The organism is Thiofilum sp. (assembly GCF_016711335.1).
Classification (GTDB): Bacteria; Pseudomonadota; Gammaproteobacteria; order Thiotrichales; family Thiotrichaceae; genus Thiofilum.
The window spans coordinates 63,455-85,249 of sequence record NZ_JADJTF010000001.1; the positions used below are offsets into that span (position 1 = coordinate 63,455).

The following is a 21,795-nucleotide window of genomic DNA, read 5'->3' on the forward strand; positions in this document are numbered from 1 at the left end:
TCGAAATTAGATAAAAAACAAGGTTGTTTTATCACCACTATCCACTAAACCAACGTAGGTGCATTACTCGGCTCTGGTAATTGAAAGCGTTCTGGATAGTAAGCTTGCACAAAATACAGCCCTTGAGGAGGAGCTGTCATTCCTGCCTTAGTACGATCTTTTAAAGCTAATAACTCGGCTATCCATTCAATCGGTTTTTCACCCGTACCGACTTTTAATAATGACCCAACAATATTGCGCACCATATGATGTAAAAAGGCATTAGCTTTAATATCCACATACAGCATTTCACCTGAGCGCCAAATGGTTAACTCTTGAATTTCACGCATGGCATGGCGGGCTTGACATCCAGCCGCACGAAAGCTAGAAAAATCATGCTCACCTAATAAGACTTGAGCCGCTTGATGCATGGCTTGATCATCGAGTGGGTAATACACCCACGCCGTTTTATTTTGGAATAAACCCGGACGCGCTAAACGATTTAAAATAATATACCGATAGCGTCTGGCAAACGCTGAAAAGCGAGCATGAAAATCTTCTTCAATAGGTACAACCCAACGCAGCGCAATATCGGCAGGCAATTTAGAATTAGTCCCAAATAACCAACCGCGCGGGTCACGCTTCGCCTCAGTATCAAAATGGATAATCTGCCCTACCGCATGCACACCGCTATCGGTACGCCCAGAGCAAGTGACTTGGATGGGATGCGCGGCAATGCTAGACAGCGCTTGCTCCACATGCTCCTGTACGGAAGGTGCATGACCTAAAATCTGCCAACCACAATAATGGGTTCCCTCATACTCCACACAAGCCGCAAATCTCATCACTATATCCCAAATAAAAAAGGCCAGCCAAACGGCTAGCCTTTATAACGAGGATTAGGACTAATCTCAACCCGCTTGATGCAGCAATTGTTGCGCCTCACGCCGTTGATCATCATTACCTTCAACCACTACTTCCTCTAAAGTACTACGCGCACCCTCAATATCCCCCATATCTAAGTAGGCACGGGCTAAATCAAGCTTAGTGCTGATATGAGCTTCATGCAGATCGATTTCTTCATCGGGTAAATCCAAGAAAGATAAAGCGTCATCAATATCACCCAACCACTCTTCTTCAGTCGCTGTTGTGGCATGCACTGGAGCCACATTGGAGGCTGAATTGGCTGATTTAGTATAGAAGTTGTTTTCCGGTAAGATCTTATTGAGGTCGTTATCTTTAATATGCAGCTCTAAATCCGTGACCTTGGGTTTAGTACTACCTACTACATTAGCAACATTGGCAGTATTAGCGACTAAAGCGGCTTTATTAGCATCGGCTGCTGAATCGGCTAGGGTTAGATTATGCTCTTTGAGTAAATCATCCAGTGCTGAGTAATCCGCATCATCTAATTCGTCAAACTCATCTAATGCTTGATCCGCCGCTTGAGCAGCCTTACTGTTGCTAGCTGCATTCATTACTCCAGCCGCTAAAGCGCCAGCCCCTGCTACTGCTGCCGTGGCAGCCGCACCCACTTTACCACCTAATGTGTCTAAACCTTGTCCTGCTGCTGCCGCTGTCGCATTCAGTGCCGAACCTGCTTGACCAGCTACTTGCTGAGCTTTATTAGCCACGGTATCACCCGCTAAATCCAGCTCATCAAATAAATTGACAATACCCTTCTCAGGTGTTTTAGGCTCCACCACTGGTAAAGGATCAGTATCAAAATCAAGACTATCCAGCTCATCTAGCATGCTGCTAGCGGTCGGACGAGGTGCATCGGTTTTAAGAGTAGAAGTTGGTAACTTAGGCTCATCAAAATCTAAATCAAAGTCAAAATCGTCTAACTCGTCAGTGATTTGATTAATAGTGGGCGCACTGTAAGTCGTTTCTTTATCAGTTTTTGTTAGATTAATGCCTGCTAAATCATCTGTTTTAGTAGCATTATTAGCTGTTAAGTTAGAATTGGATAGGTTCGTTTGTCCTAAATCAGCTTTTAACTGGCTGGAAACTTGTGGCAGGTCTAGATCCGGTAAATCTAAATCATAGTCATCAAAATCATCATCATCCGCTTTTAAGGCTGCATTCGCCACCGCGACTGCACCCACACTAGCCGCCGCTGCACCGGCAGTAGTGGCTACTCTATTAGCACCTAGTTCAGACGTTACGGTTTGCGAGGTATTAGCGGCATACAGTGAATTATCGGGGCTGATTTTACGCCCCCACACGACAATATCGTCCCACAAACGCTGTTTATTCACACCGGATTGCGCCATAAACTCTTGTGCTGTTTGATCAAACGCAGCACGGTTATTCGCAGCAAAATAATTCTCTAATAATTTATGACGATACTCTAAGCGCTGAGGATGCTTTTCAATAGCTTTTTTCAGCTCACTTTCGGCTTGTTGATGCAGTCCGTAGGCAATATAAACATTAGACTCCATCAGCACATCGTCTTCTTCTGAAGGTGCTGCATGTTTGGTATCCAAGGTGGTATCAGTGACCTTAGTGCTACCAGCACCTACACCTACCGCCGCTCCACGCACGGGCACATCATGGCGTTGTTCAGCGTGCTTAATTTCATCTTCTAAATTAGCGAAAACATCAGCGCCATGCAGTTTTTCGCCTTTAGTAGGATCGGCAATATCATCTTCTAAATCGAAGATGGCATCATTATTCACTACTTTCTGTCTTCTACGTCCCAAGAAGCGCCAAAGCAAACCAAGCCCTAATAAACCCAGTAAAGAACCTGCACCAATTTGTAAGGCTAACGGTGAAGTTAGCATACTCAATAAGTCATTACCTTCTGCGGTTTCATCAGTAAACGCCGGTGTGGGTTTCACCTCATTAGGCTTAGGCGTATTGGGCTGTGTGACAGAGCCTTGATTGACCGGAGGCACTGTGCGGTTAATGGTATTATTTTGATTAGCCGCCATATTGCCTACGGTCTGCTGTAAGTTAGCCCCTTCAGCATTAGGTGTGACGGGTGGTAAAACAGTACCATTGGCAGTAGTCGCCCCTACATTAGGTAAAGTGCCATTATTGGGAAGGGTTGGAGTAGTTGCATTAGGTGCAACACCCGCCTGCATCGAAGGCAGTTGAGTAGCCGTCGTGGTATTAGGTTGAGCCGGTATGGGATTAACAGCAGCCTCCGTACCATTAGCTATAGGTGTTGAAGTAGTCGCATTAGGGTTAGCGTTATTACCTAGAGAATTTTGTAAATCAGCCATTTGGCTATTACCCATAGCCACTAGACGATTTTTCTTCTCCAACATTGACTCTAAATCAGATAAGCGTGAGCGTAACTCGGTGTTTTCACGTTGCCGCGCTGAAATCGATTCACGAGTCAAGGAAAGCTGTTTTTCTAACTCTTGTAAGCGAGCCTGACCGGCGGCAGCGGTCGCATTATTACTGGGAGTCGCCTCTTGATTGCCTCCTAATACCTCTAAACGTGGTTTAGTATTAGGCTTATCTGGCTGTTGAGGTGTAGCTGGTTTAGTGGTTTGAGCGGCATTCGTAGCAGGAGTGCGAGTAGTATTGTTACCTTCTTGTGCCACCGTAGTAGCGGCCGCCCGACTACGAAACTCTTTCCAATCCGCATGCTGCTGGCGCACTTGTTGGCGAGCGGTAGTGGGGGCAACACTTTGTGCAGCCTCCATAGTAGGAGCACGTAATACTGCTCCGCGTTTCAAGCCATTAATATTATTACGAATAAAGGCATTAGGATTCGCACGATACAGTGCAATCATCATTTGATCAGTTGTTAGCTCTCTAGGACGAGCTTTTTCCGCAATACCATATAAGGTATCACCCGCACGGACTCGATAAGTACGGTTAGCTGCTGCACGTCTCGCGGGGCGTGCAGGCTGTTGTGCTTGTACGGGTTGGGGCTGGGCTTGAGCAACGGGCTGCGGCTGAGCTTCAACTGGGCGTGGCGCTACGCGCTCACGTTGTACGGGTTGCGGCTGGGCTGCTCTAGGTTGTTGTGGAGCAGTGGCAACACGCGTAGGTTGTTGTGCTTGGGCTTGCTGCGGTGCTGGACGCGCTACTCGACCACCTGCACTAGGCTCAGCACGTACTGTTGCTTCAGCAGTACTGGTATTGCCCGGCTGCATTAATACCGGAGGATCAAGCATCACGGTATATTCTTTTAATAACTGTCCCTGAGGCCAGCTTACTTCTACTAGAAAATTGACAAAGGGTTCATCAATGGGTACATCAGAGGACACTACAATAACGGGCTTACCGTTTCTAATAGTAGTTGAAAACCTTAAGCTTTCTAGATAGGCAGGGCGGTCAATACCAACGCGATTAAACACACTAGGAGGTGCAAGACGAACCTGTAATTGTTGAGCTTCCTGAGCATTGGTTGAAAGCAGCTCAATTTGCGCTTTCAGCGGTTGGTTCAGGTTGGAGTTAGACTCAATATCGCCTAGACTCAGCGCATTGGACACCGCTGGATATACACCTCCAGCGACGAACATGGCTAAACTTAGAGCCTGCTTATTCACTGCGATTCCCCTTTTATGTGTGCGACTGTTGCATCTCTGATCCATCCCCTGAATTTGACTTAGCCCTATTGTAATTATGGATGAATAGTGATCGTAATTATTATCAGTTTTTCAACTATATATGAGCACGTATTGACAAGCAATTGCCTACCTGAAGCCCTAACTAGCCAAAATAAGCGAGACTAATGACTAGATAAGCTTATTCTCACAGGAACCCATTAATTTGAGCTGAACTTTTTTTAGTAGCGCATCAAGCATTTTGTACTAATAACTCAGCTATTTGTATACCATTCAAAGCAGTCCCTCTACGCACTGTATCGGCAACCACCCATAAATCGAGTCCACACGGGTGAGAATAATCCTCACGAATCCGCCCTATAAATACCGTATCTTCATTAGCTGCTTCAGTAACGGGCGTAGGATAACCCCCATCCTCAAGAGTGTCCATTACTGTAATGCCAGCCGCTAATTGTAATACTTCATAAGCCTGCTCAGCGGTCACTTTACGCTCAGTCTCTATATGCAAAGCCAGTGCATCACCAAAAAATACCGGAACCCTAACAAAAGTCGGATTCACACCCAAATTGGAATTTGCTAATAGGCTACGCATTTCTTGTATGAAACGGTTCTCATCCACTGTATAACCATTATCTTGTAGAGCATTAATTTGCGGCAATACATTGAAAGCAATTTGTTTGGGGTATAGTTTGGTGTCGATAGGTTTTGCATTGAGCAATTGTGCTGTTTGACCTGCCAACTCATCAATACCTAACCTACCAGAGCCTGACACAGCCTGATAAGACGTAATATTGATTCTTTGTATTCTAGCTACATCATCTAGCGGTTTTAAAGCCAGCAAAGCCTGAACGGTAGTACCGAGCGGACTAACGATAATATTGTGGTTTTTATACTCACTAATACGGTCAGGATTTACCTCTGGAATCAGTAATGGCACACCCTCTCTGCCATTAAAATAACCACTTAAATCAATAACAACACAACCAGCCTGCGCCGCTTCCTCGCCATATTGTGCGGTTAGTTGAGCATCAACACAAAAAGCAATCTCAGCTTCAGTAAAGTCAAAACCCGCTATATCTTGAATCTCTAAAGTACGACGACCAAACTCAACCTCATCATCTTCAAAAGCCACTGGAGCTAATGCATATAACTGACTAATGGGAAATTTACGCTCAGCTAACAACTCAATCAGTGTTTCGCCCACTAATGAGGTAGCTCCGATTACGGCTATGGTATATTGTTTGGTCATCGTTTCTTATTTCCTTACGCTTTCAAAGCCGCCACTACCGCATCACCCATTTGCGCAGTACCGACACGTTGGCAACCTTGGGTATAAATATCACCCGTGCGCACACCTTGTGCGAGTACTTGCTTCACCGCTGCCTCAATCCGCTCTGCTAAGGGTGCTGCATTTAAGCTATAACGTAACATCATGGCAACCGACAAAATGGTGGCTAATGGATTAGCAATACCTTTGCCTGCAATATCAGGAGCAGAACCGTGAATAGGCTCATACATACCTACACTAGACTCATTCAATGAAGCCGAGGGCAACATACCAATCGAACCAGTGAGCATAGCGGCTGCATCCGATAAAATATCACCGAAAATATTACCCGTGACCATGACATCAAACTGCTTGGGGGCGCGGACTAATTGCATGGCGGCATTATCCACATACATATGGCTTAATTCCACTTCTGGATAATCTTTACCCATTTCAGTCACAATCTCACGCCATAATTCAGTGGCTTCTAGCACATTGGCTTTATCCACTGAGCATAGCTTTTTATTGCGCTTCATGGCAGTTTCAAAGCCCGTTTTAGCAATCCGCTTAATTTCAGACTCGGTATACACCATCGTATTAAAACCGCGACGTTCACCATTGGCTAAAGTCTCGATACCACGCGGTTGACCAAAGTAAATATCCCCTGTCAATTCACGCACAATCATAATATCGAGATTAGCCACCAGTTCAGGCTTTAAAGACGAAGCACTGGCTAACTCTTCATATAAAATCGCTGGACGTAGATTGGCATAGAGTCCTAAATCCGAACGAATTGCTAATAGACCGCGCTCAGGACGCAAAGGACGATCTAATTTATCATACTGAGGACCACCCACCGCTCCTAATAGGATAGCATCGGCTTTTTTAGCTAAGGCTTGAGTAGAGGCTGGATAAGGTTTGCCTTCCGCATCATAAGCAGCACCACCAATATGAGCATGCTCTAATTCAAAATCGAGGCTACCTTCGTTTTTAAAGACATTTAGTACTTTTAATGCCTCAGCCACAATTTCAGGACCAATACCATCACCGGGTAATACTAAAATTTTATTTGTCATTACACATTACTCTCAAATCAATTAAACAACCAAGGCGCTGCTACTTTGCGTTTTGCCTCGTAAGCCTTAATTTCATCCGCATGCTGCAAGGTCAGACCAATATCATCTAAGCCATTGAGTAAACAATACTTGCGAAACTCATCAATAGTGAAAGTAAAAGCTTGACCGCTGGGTGTAGTCACGGTTTGCTGAGCTAAATCAATTATTAATTGATAACCTGCTTGTGCAGCCGTCTCTTTGAATAATTGATCAACGACTTCGGTGGGTAATACAATCGGTAGTAGCCCATTTTTGAAGCTATTATTAAAGAAAATATCGGCAAAACTAGGCGCAATCACTGAGCGAATACCATAATTTTCCAATGCCCACACCGCATGCTCACGCGACGAACCACAACCAAAGTTTTCCCGTGCAATGAGCACTGAACCGCCTTGATACTGCGGAAAGTTCAATACGAAATCAGGGTTAATGCGCCGTTTAGTGTGATCCATTCCCGGCTCACCGACATCTAAATAGCGCCAATCATCAAATAGATTAGGACCAAAACCCGTGCGTAAAATCGATTTTAAATATTGCTTGGGAATAATCGCATCGGTATCTACATTCGCACGATCCAGTGGAATCACTTTGCCAGTATGTACGGTAAATTTTTCCATTATAAAGCCCTCACATCAACGAAGTGACCTTTAATAGCTGCTGCCGCCGCCATTGCTGGACTGACCAAATGAGTACGTCCACCCTGTCCTTGACGTCCTTCAAAGTTACGATTAGAGGTGGAGGCACAACGCTCACCCGGCTCTAAACGATCTGCATTCATCGCTAGACACATGGAGCAGCCCGGATCACGCCATTCAAATCCCGCTTCACGGAAAATTTGGTCTAAACCTTCACGCTCTGCTTGCGCCTTTACTAGACCCGACCCCGGAACCACCATCGCTAATTTGACATTACCCGCAACTTTGCGACCTTTGGCAATTTCAGCAGCAGCGCGTAAATCCTCAATACGGGAGTTAGTGCAAGACCCAATAAATACTTTATCTATAGGAATAGTATTCATCGGCTGATTCGCTTTTAAACCCATGTACTTAAGCGCTGCACGAATACTATTAGCCTTAGTGCTATCGGCTTCTTGCTCTGGATCGGGCGTACTACCATTCACATCCACTACCATCTCTGGTGATGTTCCCCAAGTGACTTGAGGTTGAATACTTGCAGCATCTAGTGTGATTTCTAGATCAAACACTGCATCGGCATCAGAGTGTAAATCACGCCATGCTGCTACCGCCTTATCCCAATCTTCCGCTTTAGGGGCATAAGGACGACCTTTGACATACTCAATCGTGGTGTCATCCACCGCAATCATGCCTGCACGAGCACCGCCCTCAATCGCCATATTGCAAACCGTCATGCGCCCTTCCATAGACAGGTCACGAATCGCTTCACCGGCAAATTCCATCGCATAGCCCGTACCCCCTGCTGTACCGATTTTACCGATAATAGCGAGTACTATGTCTTTAGCGGTTACACCTTTACCGACTTTGCCAGCTACGGTCACGCGCATATTTTTCATTTTTTTCTGAATCAAGCATTGGGTCGCCATGACATGCTCCACTTCAGATGTACCAATGCCGTGTGCTAATGCCCCAAACGCACCGTGCGTAGAGGTATGCGAATCACCACATACCACCGTCATTCCGGGTAAGGTAGCGCCCTGCTCTGGTCCCATCACATGCACAATACCTTGGCGTGGATCGCCAATATTGAACTCAGTCACACCAAAATCACGGCAATTTTGATCTAAAGTCTCGACCTGTAAGCGTGAAACCGGATCAGTAATACCCTTATCTAAATCTTTGGTGGGAATATTATGATCAGGAACCGCTAACATCGAACCAATACGCCACGGCTGGCGATTAGCGATTTTAAGACCTTCAAAAGCTTGCGGGGAGGTCACTTCATGGACTAAGTGACGGTCAATATAAAGTAAACACGTTCCATCAGCTTCACGGCGTACTACGTGAGCGTCAAAAACTTTATCATAAAGTGTTTTGCCTGCCACAGGTGTCATCCTCATTGAATGATTAATGAACACAAGCCTAACAGCTTGCTATGAATAAATAAAATTCATAATTTTCATATTCTACATTCCGATTTAGAATAGTTAGTTCATACAAGTAGGTTAGTAGTAGGGGTAAAGCAAGGTGTCTACCTAATAGTTGTGTATCTGCTTGTGCTACCTAGCGCTAGGGCAAACACATAGGTTTGCCCCTACGGTAACTCATGATGGTAACAAGCAACTAGAGCAATACGAATTACTAGGAATTTCATGGACATTCAAACCTTAAACGCTTTTATCGAAGTCGCCCGCCTACAATCGTTTTCTAAAGCGGCTGAAGTATTATTTGTCACACAACCTGCTATCAGTAAGCGCATTACTGCCTTAGAAACTGAATTAGGCACTTTGTTATTTAATCGTATTAATCGAAAAGTGACCTTAACTGAGGCAGGGCAAGTACTATTACCTAAGGTGCAAAATTTAAGAAATGAATTGACCGATATTCGCCGTATTGCTTCTAATCTATCTAGCACTGTGAATGGCGAATTAGTTATGGGGACGAGTCACCACATTGGTCTGCACCGTTTGCCTCCTATTTTGAAGGCTTTTAATCAACACTATCCTGAGGTGCGTTTGGATTTACGTTTTGTCAGTTCCGAAGAAGCTTGCTTAGGGGTAGAACAAGGTGATTTAGAATTAGCAGTGATTACGTTACCGAGTACCTTACCTGAACAATTACAAGCCCAAACCCTTTGGGTTGATCCTTTGCATATTGTCGTGAGTCCAGAGCATCCCCTAGCACTAGCACCCCATACCGACATTACGACTCTAGCCTCCTATCGCTGTGTGCTACCTAGCCCTGAAACCTATACTTATCAAATTATTGCCCAAGCCTTTGCTGAGCAAAACCAAATGCTTAATACCTATCTCAGCACTAACTATTTAGAAACTTTAAAAATGCTGGTAGTCGCTGGATTAGGTTGGTCACTGCTACCGGAAACCCTGCTGGATCAGAGTGTGGTGGTATTGAAGACTGCCCTACAGTTACAGCGACCGCTGGGCATTATTACGCATCGCAAGCGCTCGCTATCGAACGCAGCTAGACATTTTTTGGAGCTAATGACGGGATCTAGTTAGCGGGTTGGATGAGTCTCTACTAATTCACCCCAATTCATCTCCAAATCCCCAGTATTCACCCTCAACTCACCACGCCACTCACCTGCTACTCACTTAATCATAGTCCTCGTAATCAAGCACTGATGAGGAACCCAACCATGACTGTTAGTATTCACGCTAAGCCTATAGATCTCAGCCCACTGGTCAAACCAAAGACTATTGTGCAAACAATTGAAGCACTACTCCCACAAGGCTTTTATCTGGTAAAAACCGCTGAAGAGTTAGCACGAATTAAAGCTTTCAAGCAGAGTTACTACACCGCCGACCGCCCCAATGTCCACGCTTTTCATGACGATGGTTTAGATCAGTATAGTTACGTGCTTTACGGCACAAATCACCACGGCGAGCTGACTAGCACGTCACGCCTATTATTGGATGATGGGCAAGGTTTTCCAGAAGAGGCGCTTTTTCCAGAGTCGGTGCACCAGATGCGCCGTGATAATAAACGTATAGCCGAATTAGGGCGCTTGCTAATTACCCAAGATAAAGTCAATGGCTTACGCACTCATTACCGCCTTACGCACGCGATTGCCAATGTATTAGGCATTGACTATGTGCTGATTGTGATGAAACAACGCAATATTCCCTCGCATAAAAAAATGATGGCGGTTGAAGTGCTATCCATGGATATGGGCTATAGCTGGGATGAAGAACAAGCACCGCTATGCTTAATAGCTTGGAATGTGCAAGCTGCTCAGCCTAAATTTCATAAATGGGTATCTTCCAAGCAGCACCCTTTCACCTCGCAACACTGGGATCACTATAGCAGCGCACATTTAAGCTCCTATCTATCTGTACAAAAGGAGGTCTATCAGCAGGTAGCCCAACGCATCCGTGGGCAAGTGTTGGATTTAGGTTGTGGTACGGGACGTATCATGGCTTATGTACAGGATAATCCCCACGTTAGCCGTTATACTGGTGTCGATGCTAGTACTGCCATGATTCAACAAGCGAAATGGCTTAAAACACAACTAGAATTTGAACCAGCATTTTTAATAAATGCCGATATTAGCGATATACAGGGGCAGTATGACGCTATCTTTTCGATCCATAGTTTTTATAGCTGGTCAGAACAAGATAAATTATTAAAGCATATCTACACACTATTAAAACCAGACGGTATTTTCATCTTAGTTAATCCTAATGCCTCTTTTAATGAGGAACGTTTAGCGCATTTAGCTAAACAAGAGTTAATAGGACATCCACATTATGAAAGCTTTATGGAAATCAATTATGCCATTGTTGCACAGGCTAAAGCTCAAGGGCGTTATATTGCTTTAGATAAATTAATTGAGCAAGTAAAGCGTGCAGGTTTTGTAGTAAAAACGGCTCATGATCAATTTTTCCTTGGTGGGGCATCTTATTTAGAGCTAGGCAAAAATTCATAAGTATTCATAGATATCGACCATACCTAAAATATAAATGAGTTCGTTGGTAGTAATATCACCGAACTCTTTACGAATATTATTCCATACTTTTTCAGCATAGCGCGGCGTAATATTATGCGTTTGCTGGATACACTTCATTGGTGTGCCCTCTAAAGTATGTTTAATCACTTTTTTCTGAGTATCGTTGAGACGCTCTAATAAAGGACGCAGAAAAAAGCGCAGTTCTTCTTTAGAGTTGACGATTTTGACATGATACAGATTAGCTAATTCATACAGCTTTTCCAGATGTGCTTGTTTTAAGCGCTGAAAATGGATAGGACAGGGATTTTGACTGATGACCGAGATACCGGCTATAGCGTAAGTCCCATTCAGTGCGGGAATAGACAGCCCATAATAAATACCAAACTGGCGTCGTGCTTCTTCGGTCACTTGTTGCTCTGCAGGTGTCACATGACCTGCATGAATTTCCTCCCACCAATCTAGCGGACGCTTTTTATAGTTTTGTAAAGCTAAACGCAACACAAAATCCCGATTACCGTAATTATTAATAATATAATGTGCGACAAATTGAGCTAAAGCGCTGGAGTAATGCAACACGGGCTGCACTTTCGCATTCAGATACATGGGCTTGGGATAAAAGGAATACAGCACCCCATCAAAGCCTAGCTGCTGGATCGTCTCAGTTAAGTGAGTAAACTCAGTCCCGAAGGGGTGAGGTTGTTGAGGAATGGGCGGAAAATGGGTCATAGGAGCACACGAGCACTAAATAATAGACCCTTCTTTTTTAACAGCTTTTTTTAGTGAAAAAAAGGGGAATTTCCTTTCCCCTGAATCCCTTGTAAGGGCTAGTGAACTAGATTAGAAACTATTTAACATCTATTGAATCAAGTAGTAACAAAGGGGTTAAGCACAGCTACTTTATCTTAGATTTAAACCTCTCACTTCAACTGCGAATTTAATACTATCTTGCAAAATTGGCGTGAGAAACTTCAATACGCCTACTCTCTATGTAATTGATGCTGGGGACAAGGGTAGGAAAATACACCCAAGCACTAATCACTCGTTTGTTCTGCCCTAGTAAGAGCTATAAATAGGACTATTACCTAGCTTCCTTAAGAGCAGCGGTAAAGTCTTTATCCCTTGAAAGTGATAGCTCTATGCACAAACCATGAACCTAGAAGAAAGCATTTTAAATAAAGCTAAGCAATATGATGCAGCAAGTAAGGTAGTAAATAATCAACTATTACTTAACAACCAAACATTCAATCTCACACCGTTGTTGAGGCTCCCCCAACGCATGCTCAACTCTCCTGAGTTTACTCACCTCCCTCCACTCTTTGATGCATCAGAAAATTTTCCGATTGCGGATATGTATGTTGAATTAAGGGTAGCCAGCGTTAAAGGAGTGGCACATCCAGTATTATTACAACACGGAAGAACTATCGCTGAGGAACAAAAGGAGCGCCAACAACGCCACGCCTCTCAGCCGCTAAGTCTTGATCACTGTATTAACCTAACTCAGCACCAGCATATAGTTATTCTTGGAGACCCCGGTAGTGGTAAAACCAGTTTATTAAAACACCTATGCCTTGACATAGTTTCCACTAATAGTCCACGCTGGCTCATACCTATTTTTATTTCATTACGTCGCTATTGGATAGAAAAACAAAAAACTCCCTCTATGAGTTTACTCCACTATGCCTCTATTTCACTATTTGGCCAACAAGCTGCTAATAACCTATCTAGCCAATACTCCTTATTATTGCAAGGAGCCTATCACCATAATAGATCTGAAATTAATGGATTAGAGCAATTACTTTTGCACTTATCCGGTGAGAAAAAAGAAACTATTTTATTTTTACTAGATGGCTTAGATGAAATCGCAACTAACAACACAGCTATTGAAATTATTACACAAGATATTAGACAGCTTAGCCAGCATTTCTCATGGGTACTAACCTCAAGACACAGCGGTTTTTTTGGCGACTTAGAGCAAGATATTTGCTATGACATTATTAGTTTGAATAAAGCAGGCATAGAAGAGTTAGTGCTAAGCTGGTTTAGAAACAGTAATACTCCTGACAGACAAACCAAACAACAAGAACTACTAAGGCAAATAGAAACCAACTCTCGTTTACGTGATATGGCAAGTAATCCTTTTTTATTAACCTTACTGTGCCATATTCAATATTATGCTCAGAAAAAATCATTACCCTTATATAGAATTGACATCTATGCTACTATTATCGAGCTAATTCGCTTACAACTGAGAAATGCGAACAAAGATAATACGCTTTTCCGTACTCCAGAAATGAATTATCTAGCAAAATTTTGCTATTATCTTTATACCATCGCACCTAACGCACCTTTACAAATTTTTGAGTACGATCATTGGGAGGATTGTGCTAAGCCCCATGCTCCGCCTAGCTTTGATCAGCATTTTTTATCCTCTCGACTGATACATAGTTGGCGTCAAGGGGGAGATTTTCATTTTATCCATTTAACTTTTCAAGAGTACTTGATTGCACTCTATATCGCTGATACCTCTTTTGAAGCAGTTAAGCAGTATATTTTTAGTCCTCATTGGAAAATGGTATTTCGCTTTTTAGCGGGTATTTACGGTAAATACTCTAACTTTAAGATGCTAAAAGTGCTCTTAAATACCCTACTTAACACTATCGATCAAATAGGATTTTTATACTTAGAAGCAACCCACTACTTAATAGAGGCTAATATTGAGAATAGTACTGAGTTACTTGGTTATGATATGCGAGATAAACTATGGAATTTGTCTTTAGATAGTCAAAGCCCTATTAAAGAAACAGCAGGCGAACTATTAGCACTACTATCACCCAACTTTATTATTAAAAATATTATTCATATTGAAGCACACCTAGAGCAACAAGACCCTAATAGTTGGCAATCAATTAAACTACTTGGTTTTATTAACAACACAGAGGCGGATTATTTAATTTTAAAACTATTGAATAGTGAAAATCCCGAAATACAAGAATACGCTTTGATAGCTTTAGCTCAAAAAAACACTTCTAATCTAAGACAAGCAATTATTGAGCTTTATACTGCTTCACCTAGGGAAAATTTAAATTTACTCTGCACAGTCGCTGCCAAAACTAAGCATAAAGATTTTTTTAGTCATCTAGCTGCCTATTTACATAAAGAACCAGAAAAATTGATTGACTACAATCCTATATTGCAAACTATCACTACGATAGGGGCAGCTAACTTTAAAGATGAATTATTAAATTTCATTAATTTTTATTCGCCAACATTATTAACCGATAAAGCAATTGAGGCAGTGATTAGCCTTCAAGATGAACAAAGTAGAGAATGGTTTAAGAATGTCTTATTAATAAAAAATGCCGAGCTAGCCTATACTGCTAGTTACTACGCTATTCAATACAATATTTTAACCGCAGAGGAGTTACTTCAACTCTATACAAAGGCAGACTACTCCTATAAGCAAATCTGGCTTAATGCTATCCTTAAGCAAAGCGAAATTAGTGCTAAAATACCCAAAAGCAGTATTACTATCCTATTGGAGCTACTTTTCTCTAACTCAGAGCATAGCTTCCAAATATTAGCCAACCTAAGTCGATCTGATCTTTATTCATTACTTAATACAGATCAATTTTTAAAGTTGGCAGATTTTTGTAGACCTATTCTAGATCAACCTCATAGTGAACTAGCCGTAAATGCTATTAAAATCTTAGGCGCTATTAAAGATATATCTGCTTATATTAAAATAAAGGCAATTGCATTTAAGCATGATGATTGCCAATATCAAGCCTGTGCTATTTATGCTATGGCTAACTATACAGCTATTTATCCTAATGAAGTTAAAGATACGCTACACTCACTTTATCATAGAATAAATCAACACAATATTAGATTAAAAAAGGATATTTTGACTGTATTGGCTAATATTGACTTAAGCGAAATAATGCGCTATAGAACTGAGCCTATTTTGCAAGCTATAATAAACACACTGTGCGCCCAGCAAGGAGTATTACTTTTTGAGGAAGGTTATATTGATCATTCAGGCATTAAGCATTTATTTAACCCGCTCCCTAAACTATCTTTCAATACTCCAGCAAAAGACCAGCTTGATCAGCTCAGACTTGCCTGTAACTATGCACTGGAAAAGAACTTAATTAGAAAAACCAGTAGCAAGCGTGGCGAAATAAAGCCCTTATTTCAAAAAACACAAGCCGGATATAATGACTATTATTTTCCTGATAGTGTTGATGTGAATACAGGCAATAAATTTATTAGAGGAGGCTCGATCAAAGCTGAAACAGCTCAACGTATTATGAACCGTTTGCAATTGATTTGTCCTATGCTGTTTGATCATTGAAAACGGCACACTACACTTAATCCAACATAGCTTTGCTGTTTAAGTTACTTTGTGTGAGATTTTCACTACCCTAGTGGGCTGATTAGTGTTAGCAAGAGATACTTATGCGTGGGTTATTACAGAGTTCAATAGGTCTAGTATTGAGTATGGGGCTACTTCTTTGTGCTCAGGCGGCAGATCAACCCCTTAATCGCACGGCGCTCATCGCTCAAAATTGCATGAGCTGCCATGGCACTAATGGCATTAGTAATGGCCCTGCTATCCCTAGCATTGCGGGCTTTAGCCGCTCCTATTTAGAGCGCAGCTTACTGGAATATAAAACTGATAAGCGTCATTCTACCATTATGGGGCGAATTACTAAGGGTTATAGCGCTGAGGACTTAAAGCTACTCGCTGACTATTTTGCCCAGCAACCTTTTATCCGTGCCTCTCAAGTCACTGACCCTCATTTGGTGATGCAAGGCAAGTCACTACACCGCCAACATTGCGCGGTGTGCCATATTCAAAATGGTACAGTAGATAAAACCGGAGCGGCGATTCTAGCAGGTCAATGGAAAACATATTTGCAATTTGCCCTGACTGATTTTCAACAGGGCGCACGGACTAGCCCTAGAGGGATGACTAAAAGTGTAGAGGCGGTTGAACAACGCTATGGTGAAGAAGGCTTCAAGGCCTTAATTGAGTTTTATGCTAGTCAACCGGAATAACCAGCCTGAAGCAGTTTAGGTGGTAGCACTACACTAAGTAGCCATTCAAAAGTTATCGAGCATGCCTTCCGCAGTCGCTGTGAATTCATCCTTGTATACTTCAAGGCGGCATCCCTACCGCCAAAACTACTTCAGAAATATCCGATAACTTTCACTTAAGTACTTAATTCTCAAGACCTAGTTTAGCGCTAATTAACGAAACTTCGCTGCCCGCTCTGGGAAATTCGCTTCTAGCACTTTGAGATTATCCGCTGCTAAGTCGGGTTTACCCATTTTGCGAGCTGCGGTAATTTTAATCTCTAATGCATCAATGACCGCCGGTGAGCCTTGATAATGCTTAATCGCATATTCGGCACGATTAAACGCTGCCAGCCATGCCCCACGCGTCATATAGTACTTAGCTACATTGACCTCAGAGGATGCCAAAGTATTACGTAAATACTGCACGCGCTGTTTAGCATCTCCCGTGTAACGACTCTCAGGAAAGCGATTGATGAGCGTTGAGAAATCGTGGAAAGATTCTTTTTGGCGCACTATGTCCAAGTCAGCAATACTACGCGGGAATACCTTATCGACTAAGCTACTGCCGCGATTAAAATTAACTAAGCCACGCAGATATAAGGCATAGTCCACTTTACTACTCATCGGATTCATGCGGATAAAGCGATCAATCGCATCCAAGGCAGAATCTGGCTCATCGTATTTATAATACGCATACGCGGCCTCTAATTGAGCCTGCTGCGCATAAGGGCCTAAGGGGAAACGGGCTTCTAAGGTTTCATACAACGAAATCGCCGTTTTGTAGTCACCTGATTGCGTTGCCTTTTGTGCCTTAGAATATAACTGATTGGCAGTTAAGGAGTTATTAGGATCAACCGCTGGTTTAGCTTTACTACTTTGAGATGAACAAGCCCCCAAGGTCATCGCAAGAACAGCAGCTAATAAAACCGTATTGGCGCGGCGCAGATGCATCTTAAACATTTTTGTGGTTATCGACATTTGCTTAATAACACGTATGATGGATCGAAGTTTGTTAGTATAGCCACAAAGCCGTTCAAGATGTATCAAAATCAGCAGATTACCTACACTGTTCCTATGGAGCTTTCCGGTCAACGTTTAGATCAAGTACTTGCGACTCTCTGCCCCGACTTTTCGCGTAGCCAATTGCAAAAATGGATTAAGTCCGATGGGGTATTAGTTAATGGCAAAGTCGTTAAGCCTAAGGAGCGTCTCTTAGGAGGTGAACTCATTGAAATCGATGCCGAATACGAGGTGCAAACCGAGTTTGAGCCTGAAGATATTCCGCTCGATATTGTCTATGAAGACGATGCTATTTTAGTACTGAATAAACCTGCCGATTTAGTGGTGCATCCCGCTGCGGGTAATTGGACAGGTACATTGGTCAACGCCCTACTTTTTCACGATGAGTCATTAAAACAAATTCCTCGCGCGGGAATTGTGCATCGCTTGGATAAAGATACTTCGGGCCTCATGGTAGTGGCTAAAACCCTAGAAGCGCATTTTTCGCTAGTCAATCAACTCCAAGAACGCACCGTCTCCCGCGAATATTTGGCTTTAGTGCAACGCTCGATCATTGCGGGCGGTACGATTGAGGGCAATATTGGACGCCATCATAATGACCGCAAGCGTATGGCCGTATTAGAGGAAGGCGGACGCGAGGCGATTACCCATTATCGGGTGGAGGAACGCTTTACTAATCATACTTTACTCCGAGTTGCGCTAGAAACTGGACGTACTCATCAAATCCGTGTGCATTTAAGTAGCCATCATATGCCGATTGTGGGTGATCCGGTGTATGGCGGACGCTTTAAAGTGCCTGCGGGTATTTCGGATGAATTACGCAATGCCTTAAATACTTTTCCACGCCAAGCCTTACATGCCACATTATTGGCACTCGAACACCCCGAAACAGGTGAGGAAATGGAATGGGAAGTAGAAGTACCTGATGATATGGCTGATCTTCTAGACCTATTACGCGCCGAAGATGAGCGTTTAACTGAGCTTTAGCGAGTGCGCTACGATGGGAAGTAAAGATATTGTCAGTAAACAAGTGCTTAGCCACTTGGCAGCCGATATTGCCAATTTATTATTGCATTTGGATGTTGATTTACACTCAGTCGAGTTATTAGATACTGAACACCAACGCATCGAGCTGCGTCGTGCTGATTTAGTTGCGCGTATGCGTAAAAGGGTAACGGGCGAGCACTTTATCTTGCATATTGAAATTCAAAACGCTAATCACCCCGAAATGCCAACGCGCATGTTGCGCTACTTCACTGATATACACTTACAATATCCTAGCGAGCCTATCCATCAGCATCTCGTTTACATTGGTAAAAAGCCTTTGGAGATGGTAAGCGAAATTAACCAACCACTGTTCACATATCGTTATGCGATATTGGATATGCGCACTGTAGACTGTAGCGTTTTATTGGCACAGGACACTCCTGATGCCTTAGTTTTAGCGATATTGTGTGATTTTAAGCAACGTCCAGTACAAGAAATGGTCAATTATATTGTCACACGCTTAAAAGAGCTAACCGCAGACGATGAGAGTAGTTTTCGCAACTACTTTGAAATGCTCGAAACGCTAGCAGATAATCGAGATTTACAACCTCAATTGAGCGAGGCTAAACAAATGTTAACCCAAGTCAATGTTAAAAAATTCGCCTCCTATAATTGGGGGCTACAGGATGGTTTATTACAAGGAATAGAACAAGGTCTTGAACAAGGTATCGAGCAAGGCATTGAACGAGGTCTTGAACAAGGACTGGAGCTGGGCAAAAAAGAGGGTAAACAATTGGGACTACAAGAAGGTCAACTCATTAAAGCTCGTGCTATAGCATTAAAATTACTCAAGATGGGTACTTTTAGCCTTGAACAAATTGCTGATCTTGCAGAATTATCACTTGAGGATATTCAACAGTTGCAACGTGAACGAGCCAATTAATTCTTTTCTGATGAGTATTGTATGAATCAAGCTGCAATTGTGAAACAAGGCTGGTTAATACCGGATTGGCCAGCTCCTAATAATGTCAAAGCCTTTACCACGACGCGTCATGGCGGAGTGAGTGTTGCACCCTATGAGAGTTTAAATCTGGGTGATCATGTAGAAGATGTACCTATGGCCGTAGCACGTAATCGGCAGATCGTGGGGGATATAGCCCAACTTCCTAATGAACCGTTATGGCTGAAACAAGTGCACGGTACGGTGGTCATGGGTATGGATGGCGGTGGGAGTTGTTACCCAACCGCAGATGCTTCTATTGCATTACGTCCTAAACAAATCTGTGTTGTGATGACAGCTGACTGCTTGCCCGTGCTGTTTTGTAATAAGGCGGGTACTAAAGTGGCTGCTGCTCATGCGGGTTGGCGTGGCTTATGCGATGGTATGTTAGAGCAAACGGTTAAAACCTTTAATGAAGACCCCTCTAGTTTGCTGGCATGGATTGGCCCCGGAATTGGTCCGAATGCGTTTGAAGTGGGTCCTGAAGTGAGAGCTGAATTTATTACTGTTGATGCTCAAGCAGCAGTGGCGTTTCGACCTGCCGTAAATGAAGGTAAATGGCTAGTGGATTTATATCAAATTGCACGGCAACGCCTAGCGAATGTAGGAGTAAAAGCTGTTTATGGTGGAGATTATTGTACTTATCAGGACAATGAGCGCTTTTTCTCTTTTCGCCGCGATGGTAAAACTGGACGCATGGGCAGCTTTATCTGGATGGCATGAGTATTACTCATGCCTAAACCACGTCGTTTAGCTACGCGTTAAACGTTTAGCGTTAGAGACCACACGCTTGTGCACGGGAGTCATACCTTTACTCAATACATTTAAGGTAGCGCTTTCTAAGCGTTTAGTAGAGTGATTGAGTGAACCGCCCTGACTCAGCGGATAAGCAGTGAACGCATTGAACCACATACGCATCCATTCTTGGTTCACTTTCCACATTTGCATGCTCATCGCTAACCAAGCTTCACCAAATGCTTCTACTTTTTCAGCTCCCATTTGATAAAACTCGCGCTGATCTTTAGCGCTGGGATTAGCACCTGCTAACATCATACGCATAGTGCGCATCGCAATCACTTGAGGGGCCGCTACAGCAATTTCAGCCGCTTGGGTGGCAAGGCGGTAGGATTTATCGAGGGTCGACATACAGGAAGCTCCAAATTAAGCAAGACAAGCCAATACATTTATTGACTTCAAACAATAGCATAGCAAAATCATCAAGAAAGCAATACTAAAAAGGATTAGCATAGATTTAATGTCGATTATTGAGCTAGTCAATAGTTACTTTAGCAACTATTAAACCTGTAAAGCTACGAACTCACCGTTAAACTGAGCACTTACCTGACCCGCATAATCTATTACTGCCTCTACTGCGATTTTCGCTTTACCCTTGGTCTGTAAAGTTTGCTTGAAGCTCTCCCACTGTGTTGGATCAGCAAAGTAGGCTTTTGCCGCAAAATCGCCTTCAACCGGACGCTGATACTCCAAAGCACTACGGCGCACCACTAAGGTGCTGGATATAGCTTCCGCTTCTAAGCGTGTATGCACTAATGACCACGCCGCTAAAGTTAAAATCGTCGCAATACTGCCACCGAATACGGTGTGGTGAGGGTTTTTATTGGGGGCTAAGGGAGCTTGCAGTATGAGTTGATCACTAGCAATGCTCAGTACTTGAATCTGCATCGCTTGAGTGAGTGGAATATGCGTATTCAAATAGACTTGTAAGTCCTGCTCTGTCATGGCTGATCCTAGACTAAATGGGAGGCAGCTATTATGAGCCTAAACAGAGTCCAGTATCAAAACGAGACGCTAAATCCCCCAAGTGATCGTCACTTTACGATGCCCAAAGCGGCGCGCTTTTGCATGATCATCACCCATATAAATATCAATTTTCTTTTCCCAGCGTTTGTGCATTTTATCTAGTACTAAATAATCACCCTGAAAGCCGCTGATTTTAACTTTAGTACGGGGTTTTAAGCCAAATTTAGCTAATAAATCCCGCGATACTGCAATTGCTTTCATCCCCGGTTGCAAGTGTACGCCCCACGCGGTACGCATAGGTTTAGGTAGATTAAGGGAGGTATAGGCTGTTGCTTTGACTTGTAAGGACTTAGCCTCTTTGTGGGCAGTACTCGCAGCCATGACGGAGGACATATTAAGTAATAGTGCTAGCACCGTTATCAATCCAAACACTCTATAGTTCATAGCTCAACT

At 43.1% G+C, this 21,795-nt stretch carries 18 protein-coding genes; 7 read left to right on the forward strand and 11 right to left on the reverse strand.

The window, feature by feature from the left end; translation table 11 throughout:
* Nucleotides 1–44 precede the first annotated feature (44 nt).
* The 6 genes from truA to leuC all read right to left on the reverse strand — a co-directional run bounded on the left by truA (nt 45) and on the right by leuC (nt 8,910).
* Nucleotides 45–824: a tRNA pseudouridine(38-40) synthase TruA gene (gene truA, locus IPL34_RS00385; RefSeq protein ID WP_296836035.1), complete on the reverse strand. Its 780-nt coding sequence runs from the start codon at nt 822–824 to the stop codon at nt 45–47.
* A 66-nt stretch (nt 825–890) separates the two neighbouring features.
* Complete coding sequence (locus IPL34_RS00390) at nt 891–4,490, reverse strand: FimV/HubP family polar landmark protein (RefSeq protein WP_296836039.1); 3,600 nt, start codon at nt 4,488–4,490, stop codon at nt 891–893.
* A 250-nt stretch (nt 4,491–4,740) separates the two neighbouring features.
* Nucleotides 4,741–5,757: an aspartate-semialdehyde dehydrogenase gene (locus tag IPL34_RS00395; protein ID WP_296836044.1), complete on the reverse strand. Its 1,017-nt coding sequence runs from the start codon at nt 5,755–5,757 to the stop codon at nt 4,741–4,743.
* A gap of 14 nt (nt 5,758–5,771) precedes the next feature.
* Nucleotides 5,772–6,851, reverse strand: a complete 1,080-nt coding sequence (leuB, locus tag IPL34_RS00400; protein WP_296836047.1) for a 3-isopropylmalate dehydrogenase — start codon at nt 6,849–6,851, stop codon at nt 5,772–5,774.
* A gap of 17 nt (nt 6,852–6,868) precedes the next feature.
* Complete coding sequence (leuD, locus tag IPL34_RS00405) at nt 6,869–7,507, reverse strand: 3-isopropylmalate dehydratase small subunit (RefSeq protein WP_296836050.1); 639 nt, start codon at nt 7,505–7,507, stop codon at nt 6,869–6,871.
* The gene (gene leuC, locus IPL34_RS00410) at nt 7,507–8,910 is read right to left on the reverse strand and encodes a 3-isopropylmalate dehydratase large subunit (RefSeq protein ID WP_296836053.1); all 1,404 of its coding nucleotides are present in this window, start codon (nt 8,908–8,910) and stop codon (nt 7,507–7,509) included. The genes leuD and leuC overlap by 1 nt, the downstream gene beginning before the upstream one ends.
* A gap of 267 nt (nt 8,911–9,177) precedes the next feature.
* Between leuC and IPL34_RS00415 the strand changes: the two genes are divergently transcribed.
* Nucleotides 9,178–10,044 carry a LysR family transcriptional regulator gene (locus tag IPL34_RS00415; RefSeq protein ID WP_296836056.1) on the forward strand — a complete coding sequence of 289 codons (867 nt, stop codon included), beginning with the start codon at nt 9,178–9,180 and terminating at the stop codon, nt 10,042–10,044.
* A 137-nt stretch (nt 10,045–10,181) separates the two neighbouring features.
* Entirely contained in the window at nt 10,182–11,471 is a 1,290-nt protein-coding gene (locus IPL34_RS00420) for a trans-aconitate 2-methyltransferase (RefSeq protein WP_296836060.1), read from the forward strand.
* Here the strand turns inward: IPL34_RS00420 and IPL34_RS00425 are convergent.
* Nucleotides 11,466–12,218: an autoinducer binding domain-containing protein gene (locus IPL34_RS00425; protein WP_296836063.1), complete on the reverse strand. Its 753-nt coding sequence runs from the start codon at nt 12,216–12,218 to the stop codon at nt 11,466–11,468. The two genes, IPL34_RS00420 and IPL34_RS00425, sit on opposite strands and share 6 nt — an antisense overlap.
* 622 nt (nt 12,219–12,840) lie before the next feature.
* Here IPL34_RS00425 and IPL34_RS00430 point away from each other — a divergent pair.
* Both IPL34_RS00430 and IPL34_RS00435 read left to right on the forward strand, forming a co-directional pair.
* A complete protein-coding gene (locus tag IPL34_RS00430; protein ID WP_296843027.1) occupies nt 12,841–15,846 on the forward strand; it encodes an NACHT domain-containing protein in 3,006 nt (1,001 codons plus the stop codon).
* Between the two features lie 104 nt (nt 15,847–15,950).
* Complete coding sequence (locus tag IPL34_RS00435) at nt 15,951–16,553, forward strand: c-type cytochrome (protein WP_296836065.1); 603 nt, start codon at nt 15,951–15,953, stop codon at nt 16,551–16,553.
* 192 nt (nt 16,554–16,745) lie between these two features.
* Here the strand turns inward: IPL34_RS00435 and IPL34_RS00440 are convergent, their stop codons facing one another.
* Nucleotides 16,746–17,552: an outer membrane protein assembly factor BamD gene (locus IPL34_RS00440; RefSeq protein ID WP_296836067.1), complete on the reverse strand. Its 807-nt coding sequence runs from the start codon at nt 17,550–17,552 to the stop codon at nt 16,746–16,748.
* 60 nt (nt 17,553–17,612) lie between these two features.
* Between IPL34_RS00440 and rluD the strand changes: the two genes are divergently transcribed.
* From rluD to pgeF, 3 genes are read left to right on the forward strand one after another with little or no spacing between them, the layout of a single operon-like run.
* Nucleotides 17,613–18,581: a 23S rRNA pseudouridine(1911/1915/1917) synthase RluD gene (gene rluD / locus IPL34_RS00445; protein WP_296836070.1), complete on the forward strand. Its 969-nt coding sequence runs from the start codon at nt 17,613–17,615 to the stop codon at nt 18,579–18,581.
* Between the two features lie 13 nt (nt 18,582–18,594).
* The gene (locus IPL34_RS00450) at nt 18,595–19,524 is read left to right on the forward strand and encodes a hypothetical protein (RefSeq protein WP_296836073.1); all 930 of its coding nucleotides are present in this window, start codon (nt 18,595–18,597) and stop codon (nt 19,522–19,524) included.
* 21 nt (nt 19,525–19,545) lie between these two features.
* Nucleotides 19,546–20,304, forward strand: coding sequence for a peptidoglycan editing factor PgeF (pgeF, locus tag IPL34_RS00455; RefSeq protein WP_296836077.1), 759 nt, complete (start codon nt 19,546–19,548; stop codon nt 20,302–20,304).
* A 27-nt stretch (nt 20,305–20,331) separates the two neighbouring features.
* Here pgeF and IPL34_RS00460 read toward each other — a convergent pair whose 3' ends face one another.
* The 3 genes from IPL34_RS00460 to IPL34_RS00470 all read right to left on the reverse strand — a co-directional run bounded on the left by IPL34_RS00460 (nt 20,332) and on the right by IPL34_RS00470 (nt 21,756).
* Nucleotides 20,332–20,727 carry a polyhydroxyalkanoate granule-associated phasin gene (locus tag IPL34_RS00460; protein ID WP_296836080.1) on the reverse strand — a complete coding sequence of 132 codons (396 nt, stop codon included), beginning with the start codon at nt 20,725–20,727 and terminating at the stop codon, nt 20,332–20,334.
* 150 nt (nt 20,728–20,877) lie between these two features.
* Nucleotides 20,878–21,321 carry a YiiD C-terminal domain-containing protein gene (locus IPL34_RS00465; RefSeq protein WP_296836083.1) on the reverse strand — a complete coding sequence of 148 codons (444 nt, stop codon included), beginning with the start codon at nt 21,319–21,321 and terminating at the stop codon, nt 20,878–20,880.
* 69 nt (nt 21,322–21,390) lie between these two features.
* Complete coding sequence (locus IPL34_RS00470; protein ID WP_296836086.1) at nt 21,391–21,756, reverse strand: hypothetical protein; 366 nt, start codon at nt 21,754–21,756, stop codon at nt 21,391–21,393.
* Between the last annotated feature and the right edge of the window lie 39 nt (nt 21,757–21,795).